Source organism: Streptomyces sp. NPDC101225 (assembly GCF_044767585.1).
Taxonomy (GTDB): domain Bacteria; phylum Actinomycetota; class Actinomycetes; order Streptomycetales; family Streptomycetaceae; genus Streptomyces.
On sequence record NZ_JBIWOE010000006.1, the window covers coordinates 85,705 to 104,906 of the forward strand.

Annotated in this window: 18 protein-coding genes; 12 read left to right on the forward strand and 6 right to left on the reverse strand. The window is 71.4% G+C overall.

The genetic code is table 11. The features are described 5' to 3' along the window. Window positions 1-10 precede the first annotated feature (10 nt). Complete coding sequence (locus ACIRPX_RS10970) at window positions 11-505, forward strand: hypothetical protein (protein ID WP_404191453.1); 495 nt, start codon at window positions 11-13, stop codon at window positions 503-505. Between the two features lie 57 nt (window positions 506-562). Here ACIRPX_RS10970 and ACIRPX_RS10975 read toward each other — a convergent pair whose 3' ends face one another. Then, on the reverse strand, window positions 563-937 hold the full coding sequence (locus ACIRPX_RS10975) for a DUF192 domain-containing protein (protein WP_404191456.1): 375 nt from the start codon (window positions 935-937) through the stop codon (window positions 563-565). Window positions 938-1,087: 150 nt separating this feature from the next. On the opposite strand from ACIRPX_RS10975, the gene ACIRPX_RS10980 reads away from it, so the two are divergent. The 10 genes from ACIRPX_RS10980 (at window position 1,088) to ACIRPX_RS11025 (ending at window position 11,610) form a co-directional block, all read left to right on the forward strand. Further along, the gene (locus tag ACIRPX_RS10980; RefSeq protein ID WP_404191459.1) at window positions 1,088-1,840 is read left to right on the forward strand and encodes a prepilin peptidase; all 753 of its coding nucleotides are present in this window, start codon (window positions 1,088-1,090) and stop codon (window positions 1,838-1,840) included. Window positions 1,841-1,953: 113 nt separating this feature from the next. Then, the gene (locus ACIRPX_RS10985) at window positions 1,954-2,829 is read left to right on the forward strand and encodes an LLM class flavin-dependent oxidoreductase (protein ID WP_404191462.1); all 876 of its coding nucleotides are present in this window, start codon (window positions 1,954-1,956) and stop codon (window positions 2,827-2,829) included. A gap of 80 nt (window positions 2,830-2,909) precedes the next feature. Further along, window positions 2,910-3,701, forward strand: a complete 792-nt coding sequence (locus ACIRPX_RS10990) for a class I SAM-dependent methyltransferase (protein WP_404191465.1) — start codon at window positions 2,910-2,912, stop codon at window positions 3,699-3,701. Between the two features lie 930 nt (window positions 3,702-4,631). Further along, the gene (locus ACIRPX_RS10995; protein ID WP_404191468.1) at window positions 4,632-5,405 is read left to right on the forward strand and encodes an isoprenyl transferase; all 774 of its coding nucleotides are present in this window, start codon (window positions 4,632-4,634) and stop codon (window positions 5,403-5,405) included. A gap of 346 nt (window positions 5,406-5,751) precedes the next feature. Next, the gene (locus tag ACIRPX_RS11000; RefSeq protein ID WP_404191471.1) at window positions 5,752-7,077 is read left to right on the forward strand and encodes a PhoH family protein; all 1,326 of its coding nucleotides are present in this window, start codon (window positions 5,752-5,754) and stop codon (window positions 7,075-7,077) included. 430 nt (window positions 7,078-7,507) lie between these two features. Continuing rightward, window positions 7,508-8,200 (forward strand): transglycosylase SLT domain-containing protein, encoded by a 693-nt coding sequence (locus ACIRPX_RS11005; protein WP_384250824.1) that lies wholly within the window; start codon window positions 7,508-7,510, stop codon window positions 8,198-8,200. A 137-nt stretch (window positions 8,201-8,337) separates the two neighbouring features. After that, on the forward strand, window positions 8,338-9,723 hold the full coding sequence (locus tag ACIRPX_RS11010) for an AI-2E family transporter (protein WP_404191475.1): 1,386 nt from the start codon (window positions 8,338-8,340) through the stop codon (window positions 9,721-9,723). A gap of 188 nt (window positions 9,724-9,911) precedes the next feature. Continuing rightward, window positions 9,912-10,736, forward strand: coding sequence for a MarR family transcriptional regulator (locus ACIRPX_RS11015; protein ID WP_404191478.1), 825 nt, complete (start codon window positions 9,912-9,914; stop codon window positions 10,734-10,736). Between the two features lie 54 nt (window positions 10,737-10,790). Next, window positions 10,791-11,177, forward strand: a complete 387-nt coding sequence (locus ACIRPX_RS11020) for a roadblock/LC7 domain-containing protein (protein ID WP_384250816.1) — start codon at window positions 10,791-10,793, stop codon at window positions 11,175-11,177. A 4-nt stretch (window positions 11,178-11,181) separates the two neighbouring features. Next, window positions 11,182-11,610 carry a hypothetical protein gene (locus ACIRPX_RS11025; protein WP_384250814.1) on the forward strand — a complete coding sequence of 143 codons (429 nt, stop codon included), beginning with the start codon at window positions 11,182-11,184 and terminating at the stop codon, window positions 11,608-11,610. A 58-nt stretch (window positions 11,611-11,668) separates the two neighbouring features. Here the strand turns inward: ACIRPX_RS11025 and ACIRPX_RS11030 are convergent, their stop codons facing one another. The 5 genes from ACIRPX_RS11030 to ACIRPX_RS11050 form a co-directional block, all read right to left on the reverse strand. Then, complete coding sequence (locus ACIRPX_RS11030; protein ID WP_404191481.1) at window positions 11,669-14,002, reverse strand: ABC transporter permease; 2,334 nt, start codon at window positions 14,000-14,002, stop codon at window positions 11,669-11,671. After that, window positions 13,999-14,688 carry an ABC transporter ATP-binding protein gene (locus ACIRPX_RS11035; protein ID WP_404191484.1) on the reverse strand — a complete coding sequence of 230 codons (690 nt, stop codon included), beginning with the start codon at window positions 14,686-14,688 and terminating at the stop codon, window positions 13,999-14,001. Before ACIRPX_RS11035 ends, ACIRPX_RS11030 begins: the two co-directional genes overlap by 4 nt. Continuing rightward, window positions 14,685-15,209: a PadR family transcriptional regulator gene (locus tag ACIRPX_RS11040; RefSeq protein WP_384250807.1), complete on the reverse strand. Its 525-nt coding sequence runs from the start codon at window positions 15,207-15,209 to the stop codon at window positions 14,685-14,687. Before ACIRPX_RS11040 ends, ACIRPX_RS11035 begins: the two co-directional genes overlap by 4 nt. A gap of 116 nt (window positions 15,210-15,325) precedes the next feature. After that, the gene (locus tag ACIRPX_RS11045) at window positions 15,326-15,577 is read right to left on the reverse strand and encodes a hypothetical protein (RefSeq protein WP_404191488.1); all 252 of its coding nucleotides are present in this window, start codon (window positions 15,575-15,577) and stop codon (window positions 15,326-15,328) included. Beyond that, a complete protein-coding gene (locus tag ACIRPX_RS11050) occupies window positions 15,577-16,494 on the reverse strand; it encodes an SPFH domain-containing protein (RefSeq protein ID WP_404191491.1) in 918 nt (305 codons plus the stop codon). Before ACIRPX_RS11050 ends, ACIRPX_RS11045 begins: the two co-directional genes overlap by 1 nt. 256 nt (window positions 16,495-16,750) lie before the next feature. Here ACIRPX_RS11050 and ACIRPX_RS11055 point away from each other — a divergent pair, with 256 nt between their 5' ends. Then, a complete protein-coding gene (locus tag ACIRPX_RS11055) occupies window positions 16,751-19,126 on the forward strand; it encodes a transglycosylase domain-containing protein (RefSeq protein ID WP_404191494.1) in 2,376 nt (791 codons plus the stop codon). The last annotated feature ends 76 nt before the right edge of the window (window positions 19,127-19,202 follow it).

Here is a 19,202-nt window from a genome sequence, read left to right on the forward strand (position 1 = left end):
GGAGCAGCCAGTGACCCCGTGGAACCACATCGAGGACGTCCTGCGGCACCGCCACGTGACCGACGTCCTCGTCCCCGGTCTGATCGACCGGGACGAGGTGCCCGTCCCCGTGTTCCGGCCGCAGCCGCTCGTGGTGCACGTGGTGCTCGACGAAGGAGTGCTGCGGCTGGAATCGGTCGGGCAGTACGACCAGTTGGCGGTGCGGCTCGTGCCGGACGTCTCGCTCGGCGGGGTCGAGTTCTTCGAGGCCGTGGCGGAGGAGACGGACGACGAGGTGGCCCACGCCTCCTGGGGAGAGCAGCTCTTCGGGGACGGCTGGACGCGGCTGCGCTGCACCACCGTGCGCCCGTACACGGACGGCGGGTCCGATCCCGACAAGGGCATCGTCAAGTGCCTGGCCCTCGAACTCGAGTCCCGCCACTGGCTGTTCCTGGACCCGACCTGGACCTTTGGCATCAGGATCGGCAACGCGGAGGACATGCGGCGCTGGGAGATGAACACCTAGAGCGCGCCCGGGGCGCGCCTGCGGTCGTTTCGGAAGTCCCGCCCGCCAGGCCCCGGCTCAGGCCCCGCCCGTCACCTCCACCCGCGTCCCGGCCCGCAGCCCCCACCCCGCCATCGCCCCGGCCTCCGCCTCCAGCACGTGCCGGGAGCGGGGCCGCGGCAGTCCGAGCCGCCAGGGTTTCATCGTGCGTACGGCGATGACGGTGAGGTCGCGGTCGAGATAGGCGACGTCGATGGGGAGGCGCATGCGGAAGGTGTGGATGCTGTTGGCGGGGGAGAGCAGGATCGCTCCGTCGACCGCATCCCGGCCCAGCAGCCCCTTCGTACGGGCCCGGTAGGACGTGGCGATCTCCAGCGGCACCTTCCGCCCGCCGGGTTCACCGTCCCCCCGTACCACCAGCGTGCCCTGTCCGTCCTGCCAACGCCGCCCCATGCCGAGGCCCCCTCCCGTTGTCGCCGCCGGTGCTCGGCGGAACCCCGTGCACCGGAGAACCGCGAGAACCGAACGTATCCGCACACCACTGGGCCCGGCATGGGCCCACGGGCCCATGCCGAACCCGACCCGCCGCCATAGGGTCCCGCCGTGGGCGTACTCCTGATCGTCGTGGCCGCTCTGTGGGGAGCGGGGGCGGGCCTCGCACTGCCCCGCGCGGCGCACCGTCTCTCGGTCGACGCGGGTGAGCCCTGGAGCGCGAGCTGCCCCGCCGGCCACCCCATCACGGGGGCGTACGGCGGCTGGGTGGGCCGGGCCGACTGCGCGGCCGTGGAGCGGGCCGGTCCGTGCGGGACGTACGGTCCGCGCACGCCCACCGTCTCCACCGCGACCGCGCTCGGCTGCGCCGCCCTGGCCGCGGCGGGCGGCCCGCACCCGGAGACGGCGGTCTGGGTCCTGCTCACTCCCGTGGCGGTCCTGCTGACGCTCGTCGACCACCGGGTCCACCGCCTCCCCGACGTCCTGACCCTGCCGCTGGCCGCCGCCACCGCCGTCCTGCTCGGCGCCGCCGCGCTCCTGCCGGCCGCCGCCGGCTCCTGGTCCACGTCGCTGCTCGGCGGCCTGGCCCTGGGCGGCGCCTATCTCCTCCTCTTCCTCGTCAACCCCTCCGGCATGGGCTTCGGCGACGTGAAGCTGGCCCTCGGGCTGGGCGCGGCCCTCGGCTGGTACGGCTGGGGGATCCTCCTGACGGGCGCCTTCACGGGTCTGCTCTACGGCGCGGTGTATGGCCTCGGGATGGTCGTGCTGCGCCGGGCGCACCGCAAGTCGGCGATCCCGCTGGGGCCGTTCATGACGGGCGGGGCGTTCACGGGGCTGCTGCTGGGAGCGCTCGCGGTGCGCTGACCGCCCGCACCGCCCGCCCGCAGGCAGCGGCCACGTCTGCGGATGACGTGCCGAACGCCGGCGCCGCGTAAAGCAGTTGTCCGGCCCGTTTCGGCGCGGGTAGGAAAGAGCGCATGACTGGACTCGGTGCCGTGTTCCGCCCCCAGCTGCCCCCCGAGCGGCTGCGCGCCGTCGCCCGCGCCGCCGACGAGGCCGGGCTCGAAGAACTCTGGCTGTGGGAGGACTGCTTCCTGGAGGGCGGGATCTCGGCCGCCGCGGCCGCTCTCGCGTGGACCGAGCGGGTGCGGATCGGCGTCGGCCTGCTGCCCGTGCCGCTGCGGAACGTCGCCGTGACCGCCATGGAGACCGCCACCCTGCACCGGATGTTCCCCGGGCGCGCGATCGTCGGTGTCGGACATGGCGTACAGGCATGGATGGGGCAGGTCGGGGCGCGCGCCGAGTCCCCGCTGACCCTGCTGCGGGAACACCTCCTCGCCCTGCGCACGCTGCTGAGCGGCGAGCGCCTGACCACGAGCGGACGCTACGTCCGCCTCGACGACGTCGGCCTCGACTGGCCGCCGCCCGCTCCGGTGCCCGTCTTCGCCGGGGCCACCGGGCCGCGTTCGCTGCGCCTGTCGGGCGAGGCGGCGGACGGCACCGTCCTCACGGCCGCCACCACGGTGGACGGCGTGCGCCGGGCCCGGCGGCTCATCGACGAGGGACGGGAGTCGGCCGGGCGGACCGCCGATCCGCACGAGGTCGTCGTCTACCTCCTCGCCACCACCGGACCCGGCGCCGTCGCCCGGCTCCACGCCGAACAGGCCGGCGAAGGACTCGACCCCGCCGCCGGCCTCGGGGCCGCCGGCGACGCCGGCACCGTAGCCAAGGCCGTGCGGCGCCTCGCCGAGGCCGGCGCCGACCGGGTGATCCTGCAGCCGACGGGTGAGGAGCCCGACCCCGAGGGCTTCGTGCGCTTCGTGGCGCAGGAGGTCAGACCCCTCGTTCCCTGACCGGCCCGCCGCCCGGCCGTCCGCCCCGTACTCCGTTCTCCGTTCTCCGTTCTCCGTTCTCCGTCAGGACCGGTCACCTCATGCCCCAGCATCACAACCGCAGCTTCGACGACCTCGTGGCCGAGGGCGCCGCCGTGCCCACCGAGGGCTGGGACTTCTCCTGGTTCGCGGGCCGGGCCACGGAACAGCGCCCCTCGTGGGGGTACGCCATCTCCCTGGCCGGCCGGCTCGCCGGGGCCACCGCCGCGCTGGACGTCCAGACGGGCGGCGGAGAGGTCCTGGACCTCTCGCTCGGCCGGGCCGCCAAGGTTCCGGTGCTCACCGCCGCGACCGAGGGGTGGCCGCCGAACATCGCCAAGGCCACCGCCCTGCTCCGCCCCCGCGGCACCGTGGTCGTCGCCGCGCCCGAGGACGCGGCGCTCCCCTTCGCGGACGGCTCCTTCGACCTGGTCTCCAGCCGCCACCCGGTCACCCCGCACTGGCCGGAGATCGCCCGCGTCCTGGAGCCCGGCGGCACGTACTTCGCCCAGCACGTGGGCCCCAAAAGCGTGTTCGAACTCGTCGACCACTTCCTCGGCCCGCTCCCGGCCGAGCACGGCACCGCCCGCCACCCCGACCGCGAACGCGCCGGCGCCGAGGCCGCCGGCCTGGAGATCGTCACCCTGCGCGCCGAACGGCTGCGCATCGAGTTCCACGACATCGCCGCCGTGGTCCACTTCCTGCGCAAGGTGATCTGGATGGTCCCGGACTTCACGGTCGAGGCGTACGAGGACCGGCTCCGCACCCTGCACGACCGGATCGGGACCGAGGGCTCCTTCGTCGCGCACAGCACCCGCCACCTCGTCGAGGCCCGCAAACCGCACCACCTCTAGGGCGCGTCGCGAAAGCCCCGCCCGGCGCCGTCGGCCACTCGGCGAAGTCCAGGGGTCCGGCCGCACCGTACGCGAGCAGGTACCGGCACACGAGCGCGCGCACCGCCTCGTCGGGCGGCGGGCAGCACGCGGTCACCGGCCCAGGAGCCGGTGCGTGCGATCTGCCGCGCCTGCTCCTCGGTGAGCCGCACGTCCGGTGCGAACGGCCCCGCCCCGGACGGCACCTCCGCGTGCGCGCCGTAGGCGGTATGGAGGTCAGTTCCTGTCCTCCATACCCGGCCTTCATCACTCCTGCCGTACCGGACATGTGCGGCATCAAGGACGGGTCGCACTCGCACATTCACAGGTCTGACCGGGTTTTCACATTGTTATCAAGGTTGGCTCGCCTCTGCGTCAAGCGTCACGTAAGTTCAAGGGCGGGTAATTCGCGTGAGCAAAGCTGCGCGTGTGGCACCGCGCAGCGGAGGGGGCTGCGCGGTGCCCTGCCCCGCGTCAAGTCCGGATCCCCGGCCCGGTTCACCCGGCCGGGGGACAGCCTCACGCCCGCCGACCGAACTGCGCGTCGGCCGTCATCCGGCCGTGAACCAGCCACAAGACGCCCGGGCGACGACCACCGGCGCGTCGCCGTTCGATTCCGGAGAGTAGTTGTGGCACGCCGATGCACCCATCGGCCCTTACGAAGGGTTATGGTGGAAACCCCCCCTCGGGCCGGTCCGTCTCCCCCCCACGGACCGGCCCGTTTCTGTGTCCCGGGGGCGCGGGGAGCGGCGCGGCGAGCCCCGTGGGGACCCGCGCCCGCCGGCGGACCCGCCCCCGTTCGCCCGGGGCGCCCAACTCCCCGCCCCTCGCACCCACATCCCACGCCCATGCCCCGCAGGGGTAGGCTGCGAGCCGCGGGGACCGTATCGGTACGGAGGGGCTGACAAAGACGTGAACCTGCGCGACAAGCTGCGCGGCCTGCTCGTCAGGCTGTACGCGCGCCGGGTGGAGGGCCACCTGGACCACGCTCAGGTGCCCAAGCACATCGGCGTCATCATGGACGGCAACCGCCGCTGGGCGAAGGCCTCGGGTTCCACCACCGTGCACGGTCACCGGGCGGGCGCCGAGAAGATCGAGGAGTTCCTCGGCTGGTGCAGCGAGACGGACGTCGAGGTCGTCACCCTCTGGCTGCTGTCGACGGACAACTTCGACCGTCCGCAGGACGAGCTCGGCCCGCTGCTCGGGATCATCGAGGACGTCGTGAAGACCCTCGCGGCGGACGGCCGCTGGCGCGTGCACCACGTCGGCAACCCCGACCTGCTGCCCGCGCAGATGCAGACCACGCTCAAGGAGGCGGAGGAGACCACCGCCCACGTCGGCGGGATACTGGTCAACGTCGCGATCGGGTACGGCGGGCGGCAGGAGATCGCCGACGCGGTGCGCTCCATGCTCCTCGACGCCAAGGACAAGGGCACCTCGATGGACGACCTCGCCGAGGCCGTCGACGTCGACATGATCGGGCGCCACCTCTACACCCGGGCCCAGCCCGACCCCGACCTGGTGATCCGTACGAGCGGCGAGCAGCGCCTGTCCGGATTCATGCTGTGGCAGACGGCGCACTCCGAGTACTACTTCTGTGAGGTCTTCTGGCCGGCCTTCCGCAAGGTCGACTTCCTGCGCGCGCTGCGCGACTACGGGGCGCGACACCGGCGTTACGGCGGCTGACACAGGCCTTGCCACGACTGGCATCGGCGGCTGAGCAAGCGCCGCGAGTACCCCGTTTGGGGCGGAAGTAACAAGGAGTTCACCAGCGCGCCGCCACACATGTCGGCATGGTGACGCTTGTTCGAGGGCATAAGCCAAGCAGGTCGACACCCGAACCACGGGTGTCGGATCTCAGCGGACGGCACGGGGCCGTCCGCCCGGGAGGCCCTTTGCACCAGCCCGATCGTGCGGTCACAGCACGGACGAAGAGGCGGAGGGCCGGTTTCCGGCCCGTGCATCGCGGCCGTCGACCGGCCCAGCTCCACTCCGTCGCTCCCCGACCTCATCCGAGGGGGTACGTCCTTCCGTGGTGACCAGCACAAAGCGCCACAAGCCAGACCGGCGCACCTATGTTCTCGACACCAGCGTCCTGCTGGCCGACCCGAACGCCCTGAGCCGCTTCGACGAGCACGAGGTCGTGCTCCCCATCGTCGTGGTCACGGAGCTGGAGGCGAAGCGGCACCATCCCGAACTCGGCTACTTCGCCCGGCAGGCCCTGCGCCTGCTCGACGAGTTCCGGGTGAAGCATGGCCGCCTCGACGCCCCCATCCCCATCGGTGATCTGGGCGGGACCGTCCGTGTCGAGCTCAATCACTCGGACCCCAGCGTGCTGCCGAGCGGCTACCGCCTGGGGGACAACGACTCCCGCATCCTCGCGGTCGCCCGCAATCTGCAGGCCGAGGGATTCGACGTCACCGTCGTCTCGAAGGACCTGCCGCTGCGGATCAAGGCCTCGTCCGTCGGCCTCCTCGCCGAGGAGTACCGCGCGGAACTGGCCATCACGGACGCCTCCGGCTGGACCGGAATGTCCGAAGTGACCCTGCCCGGCGAGCAGGTGGACATCCTCTTCGAGGAGGGGCATGTCCATGTGCCCGACGTGTCCGACCTCCCCGTGCACACGGGTCTGACGATCCAGTCGGAGCGCGGCAAGGCGCTCGGCCGGGTCACGCCCGAGGGCGGCATCCGCCTGGTGCGCGGCGACCGGGAGGCCTTCGGCATCAAGGGCCGCAGCGCGGAGCAGCGGATCGCCCTCGATCTGCTCCTCGACCCGGACGTCGGGATCGTGTCCATGGGCGGCCGGGCCGGCACCGGCAAGTCGGCGCTCGCGCTGTGCGCGGGTCTCGAGGCCGTGCTGGAGCGGCGCCAGCACCAGAAGGTGATGGTCTTCCGCCCGCTGTACGCGGTCGGCGGGCAGGAGCTCGGCTATCTGCCGGGCTCCGAGGCCGAGAAGATGAGCCCCTGGGCGCAGGCGGTCTTCGACACGCTGTCCGCGGTCACCAGCCGCGAGGTCATCGAGGAGGTCACCGCGCGCGGCATGCTCGAGGTCCTGCCGCTCACCCACATCCGCGGGCGCTCGCTGCACGACGCGTTCGTGATCGTGGACGAGGCGCAGTCGCTGGAACGGAATGTGCTGCTGACCGTTCTGTCCCGGATCGGGGCGAATTCGCGGGTGGTTCTCACCCATGACGTGGCACAGCGGGACAATCTGCGCGTCGGTCGCTACGACGGAGTGGTCGCCGTCGTCGAGAAGTTGAAGGGGCATCCGCTCTTCGCGCATGTCACGCTGACGCGGTCCGAGAGGTCCCAGATCGCGGCCCTTGTGACCGAAATGCTCGAAGACGGGCAGATCTGACCGGTCTCACCGACGTCGGCCCAATTGGGGCCGGTTACGCGTCAGTTGGCGCCGTCCAGCAAAGGCTGCGAGCCTAGCCGGGCGGCGCCTTCGCGTGGCGCCTTTTCTCAAAATCCCTGGGGTCAAACGGGATGTGAGCTTTCACACGCAACTCAGAATTGCCACCCGGCGTCCGGTTACGGCAGAGTCTCACTCCTGTCAGGCCCCGCATACGACACACCTGTACCCCCAGCGGTACGGCACCACAGAAGCATCACGGATAACTCCACAGCGTCGTCGTATGCCGCCCGAGCACCACGCGGCGCTCCTCCAGCGGGAGTTGCCCACCGGGCCCGTGCCTCCCGTGACCAAGCAGTGGGGAGGCCAGCGTCAAGGGGCACGATTGCGTCCGCCAGGGTCACCGAAGCGGGCGATGCTGGAAGGAAACCGAGTGAGCCGGATTTCGGTCCGGGGATTCGCAGTGGCCTCGGCCACCGCGGTCACCGCCGTCGGAAGCGTTGTCGGAGTCGCCTCGGGCAGCACTGCCCAGCCCAACGACGCCGAAGCGACGGCATCCGACGCGACGCTCCTGGCGGACATACCCACGGGCCAGCAGGCCCAGGTGCAGACCGCCTCCCTGACGCAGCAGGCCGACGCCCAGGCGATCCAGGCCGACGCCAGCGCCAAGAAGGACGCCGAGGAGGCGGCCCGCAAGGCCGCCGCCGACACCGCCATCGCCAAGAAGGAAGCGGCGGAGAAGGCTGCCAAGGAGGCCAAGGAGCGCGCCGCGGCGAAGGCCGCTGCCAGTCGCAGCAAGGCCACCTCGGCCGACTTCCCCGTCCAGAGCTCGTACTCCGTCAGCCAGATCCAGGCGATGGCCCGGCAGATGGTGCCGAGCGGCCAGTTCCAGTGCTTCAGCAACATCGTGGACCACGAGTCCAGCTGGAACTACCACGCGGTCAACGCCGGCTCCGGCGCCTACGGCCTCTTCCAGGCGCTGCCCGCCTCGAAGTACTCCTCCGCCGGCTCCGACTGGCAGACGAACCCGGCCACGCAGATCAAGTGGGGCCTGAACTACATGAACAGCCGGTACGGCAGCCCGTGCGAGGCCTGGTCCTTCTGGCAGGCCAACAGCTGGTACTGAGCCGCCGAGGCCCTCGGCCCCGTCTCTCAACCTTGCGCAGCCCCTCCCCGTCATAGGGGAGGGGCTTTCGCCCTGTACGGTCGGACGCAACGACTCCGGGGGGAGTGGTGGGGACAGACGGGGGAAGAGGACGGATCATGTCGCGAGTGCCAGGGTGGCTCGGCCGGATCGGCGCCGGGCTGACCGAGGTGAGTGAGCGTTTGGACGAACGCCGCGCCGAGGTCGAACGGGAGTCCGCCGCGGACGGCACGCCGTCTCCCGTGAGCGAGAACGGGACGAAGCCGGTCCCGGTCCCGGACCGCGCGGCCGAGGTGCCGGCCCCGCGCCCCGCCCGCCCGGCCCGGCCCGAGCCCGCGCAGGCCGTGCCGTGGGGCGTGCGGGTCGCGGCGGAGGCCGGCTGGCGGCTGCTGGTGCTCGCCGGCACGGTCTGGGTGCTGATGCGCGTCATCAGCGCCGTGCAACTCGTCGTCCTCGCGTTCGTCGTCGCCCTGCTCATCACGGCGCTGCTCCAGCCGACCGTGGCCCGGCTGAAGCGGCACGGCGTCCCGCGCGGCCCCGCCACCGCGCTGACGGCGATCCTCGGCTTCGTCGTCATGGGCCTGATCGGATGGTTCGTGACCTGGCAGGTCATGGAGAACATCGACAATCTCTCCAACCAGATCCAGAGCGGCATCGACGATCTGCGCAACTGGCTGCTGAGGAGCCCCTTCCACGTCACCGACAAGCAGATCAACCAGATCGCCAAGAACCTGCGCGACGCGGTCGGCGCGAACACCGACCAGATCACCTCCGCGGGCCTGGAGGGCGTGCAGGTCGTGGTCGAGGCGCTGACCGGCATCCTGCTGACGTTCTTCTCCACCCTCTTCCTGCTCTACGACGGCCGGCGCATCTGGGAGTGGACGCTGAAGCTCGTGCCCGCGGCGGCCCGTCCGGCCATCGCGGGCGCGGGTCCGCGGGCCTGGCGCACCCTGACCGCGTACGTGCGCGGCACGGTGCTCGTCGCACTGATCGACGCCATCTTCATCGGCCTGGGCATCTACTTCCTCGACGTGCCCATGGCCGTGCCGCTGGCCGTCTTCATCTTCCTGTTCTCCTTCATCCCGCTCGTCGGCGCGGTGGCCTCCGGCGCGCTGGCGGTGGTCGTCGCGCTGGTCACCCAGGGCGTGTTCACGGCCGTGATGACGCTCGCCGTGGTGCTCGCGGTCCAGCAGATCGAGGGCCACATCCTCCAGCCGTTCATCCTCGGGCGCGCGGTGCGGGTCCATCCGCTCGCGGTGGTCCTGTCGGTCGCCGCCGGCGGCATGGTGGCGGGGATCGGCGGTGCGGTGGTGGCCGTTCCGCTGGTGGCCGTGTCGAACACGGTCGTGGCGTACCTGCGGGCGTACTCGGCGGAACACATCCCCGGCGGCGACGAGCAGCCCCGGGCGGACGCCGCGGAGGAGATCGAGGACGAGGTGGTCCGCACCGGCGCGGGCACCGGGCGGACGGCCCCCGAGAGCGGCTCCGAGAGCGTCGGTTCCTGACGCCGAAGGCGCTGCGCGAAGCGCCTGAAATGCGTTCGCCGTTCGATCAAATGCGCGCCGAACAAAGCCAATTGAACCGGCTCCGGGGGCAACTTCCGTCACCTGGGGACAGGTCGGAAATCTCCGGCCGGAATATGCGTTCGGCCTGATACGAATTCCCCCCTCAGCGGTACGCGACAGGGGGTGTCATGTCGGGTCACGACCTGCTGGCACGGGCTCTCGCCGCCTGCGGGCGCGAGGGGTGGACCGGTGCCCTGCGGGTGTCCGGGTCGCCGGGCGGCGTGCTGCACCTGCGGCACGGACTCATCGTCGCCGCCGAGTCACCCGGGTCGCCGGGGCCGGAGGCGCTGCTGCTGCGGTCCGGGCGGGTGGACGGCGAGCAGTGGGCCGCGCTGGTGCGCGAGGGCGGCGGCGCCCGCTGGCCGGCCGCCGGGCTGGTCGCCGGCGGGTACGCCGGTGCCGCCCAGCTCGCGGTGGTGTGCGTGATGGCGCTCCAGGACGCGGTGTTCGCGATCCTCGCGGGCCGCGTCGAGGACTGCGAGCGCGCGGACGCCGGGCTGGAGCCGCCCGCGCCGGTCGCCGTCGGCGAGCCCTGCGCGCGGCTGCTGCAGGACGCGGCCCGCAAGCTGAACGCCCTCGCCGCGCTGCCCCACCCCGTGCACCCCGACCGTGAACGGCCGCTGCCCGTGCCCGACTCCACCGCCCCGCTCAGCGAGCTCCGCAACGACCTGCTCGCCCACGCGGACGGCCGCCGCACCGCCCGCGACCTCGCCTTCCGCACCGGCCGCGGCGTCTACACGGTCACGGTCGAGGTCTCCCGCATGCTCACCGAGGGCCTCCTGCGGTGCCCGCCCGAGCCGGCGCCCATCGCGGTGCGGGTGGCCCCGGAGGGCGTCCACAGCCGCACCCCGCCGCCCCCCGCTCCGCCGCCACCGGAACCTCCGGCGCCGGTCACTCTCCCCCGTCGCAGACCGAACGGCTTCTTCCGCCTCCGAAACGGATCCCCGAAGTGATCGAACCGACCAGACGCGTACCGAATCGTGAAAAGAAACACGGGAGTTGAGCACATGGACCACGAAGCCCTCGCGCTGGAGATGCGCGGCCTGCGGGAGCAGGTGACCGGTATCACCGATACCGCGGTCGCGGCGGCGGACGGACTGCTGATCGCGGCCGACACCGCCGACACGATCGACCCGGAGGGCCTCGCCGCGCTCGCCGCGGCAGGTCTCGGGCTCGCCCGCCGTACCGCGCAGGCGACCTCACGCGGCGCGCTGCGCCAGACGGTGACGTACGGCAGCCATGGCTGTGCCGCCTTCTACGCCGTCGGGGACACCGCGCTGATGGTCGTCCTCGGCGACGAGGGCATGGATGTCGACCGGCTGCACCGGGCGACCGCACCAGCACTGGATCGCATCGGTTCGATCCTCCGGCACAAGACGGCAGAAGGAGTCTGAAGGGATGGCGACGAAGCGTATGACCACCGGTTTCTCGGACCAGGTGATGGGCCTGGTCAAGGCACTCCGCACCGACGCCCCCGAGTGCGTCGCCTCGGGTGTCGTGGATATGTCCACGGGCATGCTGCTCTCGTACGAGACCATCGACAACCATCCGCCCGAGGTCCTGGACCTGCTGGCGGGCGCGACCCTCGACCTGTTCCAGGGGCGCACGGTCGTGATGATCGAGGACGTCTTCAAGGAGCGCCGCGGCATCCAGAGCGACAACCACTTCTTCCAGGAGATCCTGGTCAACAGCGAGAACCTCACACACCTGTTCGTGCGCATGAACGAGCAGCAGGACGTCGTCGCCGTCGTCGTCTGCCGCAAGTCGGTCAACGTGGGCATGCTCTTCGCCCAGGTGCGGCGGGTGGTACGGGAGTACAGCCTGTGAACGACGGCAGGCCCCTCCCCGCGACGGGAAGGGGCCTGCCCCCGGGACGGCACCGGACTCACTCGGTGCGCAGCCCGTCCGGCCGCATCAGCCGCAGCAGCGGCGGCAGGCTGAGCAGCGTCACCGCGAGGACGACCGCCGCCCCGATGCCGGTCATGGACAGCACGCTCGCCCAGTCCACGCTCACCGTGGCACCGGTCATCTTCAGCAGCACCACGCCCAGTGTCAGCCCGACCACCGACGCGAGCAGCAGGCCGAGCGCGATCGGGATCGCCGTCTGCCACAGCACCGACAGGCTCAGCGTGCGGCGCCGGGTGCCGAAGGCCACCAGCGAGGACAGCAGCTTCCTGCGCTCGCGCAACTGCTCCAGCTGCGAGACCAGCAGACTCGCGCCGATCAGCATCAGGACGCAGGTGGCGCCCACGAACAGCCCGGTGCGGATGGACCGGAACTGCAGCGACTGCTTGGTGGACGTCAGGGTGAACACGTCCGCCAGCGGATCCAGCCCGGCGGCGGTGTTGCGCGCGTGCTCGTCGGCGTCCGCCACCGACCGGTCCAGCGAGAGGTACACCTTCTGGTTCAGACCGGGCGTCGCGGCCGCGGGCAGCGCGCCCGAGGTGATGAGCAGTCCGCCGCGCTCGTAGCCCGTGGGGTCCGCGCGCCGTCCGGCCGTCTTCACCCCGGAGGGCACCTTCCAGGCCGCCGTGTGGCTGCTCGACCCGCTGTAGGCCGGGTCGAAGTACAGGGTGCGGCCCGCCGTGACCAGTTTCTTCGTCTCGGTGCCGTAGTCGGAGCCGTCGATCCGGAAGATGTCGCCGTTGCGGCAGGACGTCAGCCGGGCCACCTCGCGCAGCTGCGCGCAGCTGCCGACCGCCACCTCCAGCTCGTTGTCCGGGTTCTTCGGCCCGTCGCCGACCGAGCCGAGCGACAGCGCCGTCACCCGGCGCACCCCCTCGGTCGCGGCGAGCTTGTGGTCCACCTCGGACAGCGGGACGTCGCCGCGTACGGAGATCTCCATCTGCGCCCGGTCGAGGTCGTTCTTCGTCCACTTGGTGTAGTCGTGCTCGACCCCGGAGAACAGCATCTGCAACGCGACCGCGCCGGCCACCGCGACCGCGATGCCGTTGACCATGCGGGCGGCCGAGCCGCTGCTCAACTGGAGCCTGCGCACCGCCAGTTGCCAGGAGACCGGCCCGGAGTCGAGCCGGGCCACCACGGCCTCCACGATCCACGGCAGCAGGGCCGTGACGCCGACCAGCAGCAGCACGGTGCCGCCGATCACCATCCACTGGTTGAAGTTCCCGTTGTCGTTGCCCTGACCGATCATCGGGTACAGCAGCGCGAGCCCGGCCAGCGGCAGCAGCAGCCGCCACCACAGCCGGCGCCGCGGGGGCCTGGCCGTACGGACCACGCCGAGCGGCTCGATGACGACCCCGCGCAGCGCGAACAGCGTGACGAGGACGGCCGCGGCGGGCACCGCGACGGCCACGACCAGGACCAGCGCCGGCGACGGGTTGAGGTCGCTGGGGAAGACGCTGATGTCCCGCACCTCCAGCGAGGCCGCCAGCTGACGTCCCGTGAGGAAGAAGACGGTGCCGAGGACCAGGCCGAGCAGTGCCCCCGCCAGCGCCTCCCCGCCCGCGATCCGGCGGGCCGTCCGGCCGTCCGCGCCGACCAGCCGCAGCGCCGCGAGCCGGCGGTCGCGGCGCTCGCCGCCGAAGCGGACGGCCGCGGCGATGAACACGCCGACGGGCAGCAGCAGCACCACGAAGATGATCGTGACGAGCAGGATGAGGATCGGGTCGAGCCCGTCCGGCCGGTTGTGGGGGGAGGGGCCGAAGTAGTCGATGCGCTCGACGCTGCCGGCGGCCAGATGCCGCTCCAGGCCGGTGGCGCCCGCGTAGTAGGCCAGGTCGCCGGGCCCGACGAGTCCCCGGTCGGCGATGGTGCCCACGGCGCGGTAGGGGATGCGCTCGCGCAGCAGCGCGCCGGAGCCGGAGGCGAGGAGCTTCTTCAGCGCGGGCGAGACGACCATCTCGCCCTTCGCCGGGAACGCCGCGACGCCCGGCGGCAGCGGCGCCTTCGCCCCCTCCTGCTGGAGCAGCCGGCCGCGCACGTCCGCGCCGTGGAAGGTGGTGTCGGTGGAGGCGACGATCAGGGTGTCGTCCGCCTTCGGCAGCACCTTCCCGCTGTAGGTGAAGTCGTCCCGGGCGCTGCCCCGCTTGTCCCGCTCGGACAGCGCGCTCGGAATGGCGGTGGTCAGCAGCAGCAGCGCCACCCCGAGCCCGACTCCGACGGCCGTCAGCAGGGCCCGGGTCCAGCCCTCGCGTCCGCCGGCGAAGGCGAACCGCATGCCCATGGCCAGATCGGCCCGCCACTGCCGCGCCGTCATACCGCCCGCTCCATGTCCCGGGACTTCCCGTCGCGTACGACGATCTCGCGGTCGGAGTACGCGGCCACCCGGGCCTCGTGCGTGACGAGGACGACGGCGGCGTTGGTGGACCGGGCGGCGTCCGTGAGCAGGTCCATCACGCGCTCGCCGTTGAGCGAGTCGAGCGCGCCGGTCGGCTCGTCCGCGAACAGCACCCGGGGGCTGGTCACCAGGGCCCGGGCGACGGCGACGCGCTGCCCCTGACCCCCGGAGACCTCGCTGGGGCGCTTCTTGCGCAGGTCGTCGACCTCCAGCCGCTCCATCCAGGTCAGCGCGGTGCGCTCGGCCTCCTTGCGGGAGGTGCCGTTCAGCCGGAGCGGCAGGGCGACGTTCTCCACACAGGTCAGCTCCGGTACGAGCTGGCCGAACTGGAACACGAAGCCGAACTCGGAACGCCGCAGCGCACTGCGCGCGGCGTCGCTCATGGTCGCCATCTCGCGGCCGTTGTAGGTGATCGAGCCCGTGTCGGGCGTCACGATCCCGGCGAGGCAGTGCAGCAGCGTCGACTTGCCGGAGCCGGAGGGCCCCATCACGGCGACGACCTCGCCGGGGTGGATGGAGAACTCGGCGCCGTCGAGCGCGGTGGTCGGCCCGTACGTCTTGTGCAGGTTCTCGGCCGCGAGCAGGGAGCCGGGGGGCGGAGTCACTTGGCCACCACCTCCGCGAGCTTGTCGAGGCGCGCGGCGGTCAGTTCCAGCCAGCGCAGGTCGGCCTCCAGATGGAACAGCGCGTGGTCGCAGATGAGCTGGTCGGCCAGGTCGCCCTTGCGCTTGCGGTCGGTGAGGATGCGCATCATCCGCAGGTGCTCGGAGCGCTGCAGGTCGAGGATGTCGGCCGCGTCGCGATGGGTGAGCAGCGCGAGGACGACCTTGGTGTAGAGCGTGGACTGCAGATACGGCTCGGGCGCCTCCGGCGTCGCGAGCCAGCGCTCCACGTCGGTGATCCCGGCGTCGGTGATGGCGTACCGCTTGCGCTCGGGCCCGCCGCCCGCCTCGATCCCGTCGACCTCCACGAGCCCGTTCTTCAGCAGGCGGGACATCGTCGAGTAGACCTGGCCGTAGTGCAGCGGCCGGTCGTGACCGAACTTCTCGTCGAAGGCCCGCTTGAGGTCGTAACCGTGGCGGGGCCCGGACTCCAGGAGTCCTAGAAGGGTGTGACCGATGGACATGCGGAGCACTCTACACACGGTGTATACGCCTGATGTATACGCGGAGTGTGTAGATCATGGCGGGGTGTACGGCCCCGCAGGTGGGGGCCGATTGTCACAGCTCTGTCACAGGGTTCTCAGCGCTCCGGGTCGGCGGGCGGCCGGCCCCGGCGCGGGATCGGCCGCGCCTCCCGCGGCAGCCGCCCCGCCTCCGCCAGCGCCCGGCGCAGCAGGAACTCGATCTGCGCGTTGGCGGACCGGAGCTCGTCCCCGGCCCACCGTGCCAGCGCCTCGTACACGGAAGGGTCCAGCCGCAGCAGCACCTGCTTGCGCTGCTGCGGCCGGCGCTCGGGCGAGGGTGAGGGCGAGGGTCCCTCGGAAGGTGCCATTACTGGTAGAGGGTCCCGGTGTTGAGGACGGGCTGCGGCGACCGGTCCCCGCACAGCACCACCATCAGGTTGGAGACCATCGCCGCCTTGCGCTCGTCGTCCAGCTCCACGATGTCCCGCTCGGTGATCCGCGCGAGGGCCGCCTCGACCATGCCCACCGCCCCGTCCACGATCTGCCGCCGGGCCGCCACGACCGCTCCGGCCTGCTGGCGCTGGAGCATCGCCGAGGCGATCTCGGGAGCGTACGCGAGATGCGTGAACCGCGACTCTATGATCTGCACCCCGGCCGCCTCCACGCGCGCGTGCAGCTCGACGGCGAGCTTCTCGGTGATCTCCTCGGCGTTGCCGCGCAGCGAGAGCCCGCCCTCGTCGTGGGCGTCGTAGGGGTACTCGATGGCGATGTGCCGGACCGCGGCCTCCGTCTGCGTGGCCACGAACTCCAGGTAGTTGTCCACCTCGAACGTCGCCTGGGCGGTGTCCCGCACCTTCCAGACCACCACCGCGGCGAGCTCGATCGGGTTGCCGTAGGCGTCGTTGACCTTGAGGACCGCGGTCTCGTGGTTGCGGACGCGGGTGGAGATCTTGCTGCGTGAGGTGAAGGGGTTCACCCAGCGCAGCCCGTCCTGCCGGATCGTGCCCCGGTAGCGCCCGAAGAGCTGGACCACCCGGGCCTCGCCCGGCGCCACCGTGTTGAGCCCACGCAGCGAGATGAGCGCGGCGATCAGGACGACGGCGCCGCCGGCGGCGAAGCCGGGGCTCACCGAGGCGGCCGCGAACAGGACGATCGCCACCAGCACCCCCAGCAGTCCGAGCAGCAGGGCGAGCGCGCCGCCGATGCTGTGCGCGGCGAACTCCCGGACCCGCGGTGCGGGCATCTCCGGGACGTCGGCCGCGGGTGCGGAGTCTTGTGCGGACATGAAGGGCCCCCGTTCTCGTGGTGCGCTCGACTGTTAGCGCACATCTAGCTAAGTGATAACACTTTACGCCGCAGAGCAACCCTGCGCCCCCCTCGGCCGTCGGTTCCGTTGGGGTGGGTGCTGATTGTCACGTCCCTGAAAGGCCGGATCGACGGACCTTTGCCACTTGTCACGGTGTTAGCTTCTTGAGCTGACTTGAGCGGCGAACCTGTGTGGCGTGTGGGCACACATGAACGAAGCGGAGCGGATCGGACCAATGGGACGAGCGGAAGACAGACGAGCGCGACAGCGCGGTGGCCGCCGCGCGGCGCCCACGCGCTCGTCCACGGCGGACACGGCCTCATCGGCCCAGGAGCCCGTGACGGTCGTCGGAGGCCGGGCCGCGGCCCGCAGGGCGGCTCAGGGCCGGGGCCGGACCAAGGGCAAGGCGGGCAAGGACGGCCGGAGCCTCATACGCCGGATGTTCACCTGGAAGAAGATCGTCGGGACCTTCTTCGGGCTGTGCCTGCTCGGCATGGGCGCGTTCATCGCGCTGTACATGATGATCGGGATACCCAAGGGCAACGCCGACGCCACGCTCCAGAGCAACGTCTACCAGTACAGCGACGGCTCGCTGATGACCCGCGACGGCCAGCGCAACCGCGAGATCGTGGACCTGGCCAAGGTGCCCAAGGACGTCCAGCGCACCTTCGTCGCCGCCGAGAACAAGTCCTTCTACAAGGACAACGGCGTCGACCTCAGGGGCACCGCGCGCGGTCTGCTCAACACCCTGTCCGGCAAGGGCGCGCAGGGCGGTTCGACCATCACCCAGCAGTACGTCAAGAACTACTACCTGACGCAGAACCAGACCGTCTCGCGCAAGCTGAAGGAACTGGTCATCTCGCTGAAGCTGGACCGCACCAAGTCCAAGGACTACATCCTCGCCGGCTACATCAACACCAGCTACTACGGCCGCAGCGCCTACGGCATCCAGGCCGCGGCGCAGGCCTACTACCGCGTCGACGCCCAGGACCTGAACGTCGAGCAGGGCGCCTATCTCGCCGCGCTGCTCCAGGCGCCGAACCAGTACGACTGGGCGATCGCCTCCGAGACCGGCAAGAAGCTCGCGCGGGCCCGCTGGAACTACGTCCTCGACAACATGGTCGAGGAGGGCTGGCTCGACAAGGCCAAGCGCGCCGAGATGAAGTTCCCGGTCCCCAAGGCGCCCAAGGGGGCGCCGGGCATGGGCGGCCAGACCGGCTACCTGGTGGACGCGGCCAACAACCAGCTCGCCCGGCAACTGGTCGCGCAGGGCACCGCCGACAACATCAACGACGCGGTGAACCTGGTCAAGGCCGGCGGCTGGACCATCACGCTCAACATCGACAAGAAGAAGCAGGCCGCGCTGGAGAAGGCCGCCAAGTCGCAGCTGACCAGCAAGCTGGACCCGAAGAAGCGCCCGGTCGACGCCGACGTCCAGGCCGGCGCCGTCTCCGTGAACCCGAAGAACGGCGCGGTCGTCGCGATGTACGGCGGCCAGGACTACTACAAGCACTACCGCAACAACGCCACCCGCACCGACTACCAGCCCGCCTCGACCTTCAAGCCGGTCATCCTCGCCGCGGCCCTGGACGGGGGCGCCGAGACGCAGACCGGCAAGCCGATCGCCGCGAACACGGTCTACGACGGCACCAGCAGGCGCCCGGTCGTGGACCACGGCACCAAGGTCGGCTTCGCGCCCGAGAACGAGGACAACGCGAGCTACGGCGACATCAGCGTCCAGATCGCGATGAACAAGTCCGTCAACTCCGTGTTCGCGCAGATGGGCGTCGACGTCGGCATGAAGAAGGTCCTCCAGGTCGGCGGCGACCTCGGTATGGACACCAGCGAGCTCAAGGCGCGGCCCGCGCAGACCCTGGGCACCATGGGCGCGAGCCCGCTGCAGATGGCCGGGGTCTACGCGACCCTCGACAACCACGGCAAGAAGGTCACGCCGACCATCCTCAAGTCGGTCGAGAACAGCCGGCACCAGGTCACCCTGCCGAAGCCGATCGGCGACCAGGTGGTCAGCCGCGAGGCCGCCGACACGGTCACCTCGGTGCTGACGGGCGTGGTCGACGACGGTACGGCCAAGGTCTCGGTGCGGGACAACGCCCGGCGCGACGGCCGCAAGGTGGCCGGCAAGACCGGCACCTCCGACGAGAACCGCTCGGCGTGGTTCAGCGGCTACACGCCCGACCTGGTCACCTCGGTCGGCCTGTTCGGCGAGTCGAAGAAGAGCGGTGCCCAGGTCTCGATGCACGGCGCGGGCGGCCTCCCCCGCGTCAACGGCGGTGGCTACCCGGCCCAGATCTGGGCCGCGTACACCTTCGGTGTCTCCGGCACGGGCCTGAAGTTCGACCTGGACACCACGCAGGGCGCGGCGGTCCGGCCGACCTACACGCAGACGCCGAGCCAGACGCCCAGCCAGACGCCCTCCAAGACGCCGACGAGCGAGCCCCCGACGTCGGAGTCCCCCTCGCAGTCCCCGAGCCAGACGCCGACCCAGACGCCGAGCCAGACGCCCAGCCAGACGCCGACCCAGTCCCCGACCGGGTCGCCGACGGGCGGCGTCGAGAACCCGCTGGATCCGAACAACCAGCAGCAGCCGTAGCGACGGCATGGCGAGGGGCGCCCGGCGTGCTGCCGGGCGCCCCTCGCCGTGTACGACGGCCGGCGGGCGGACGACG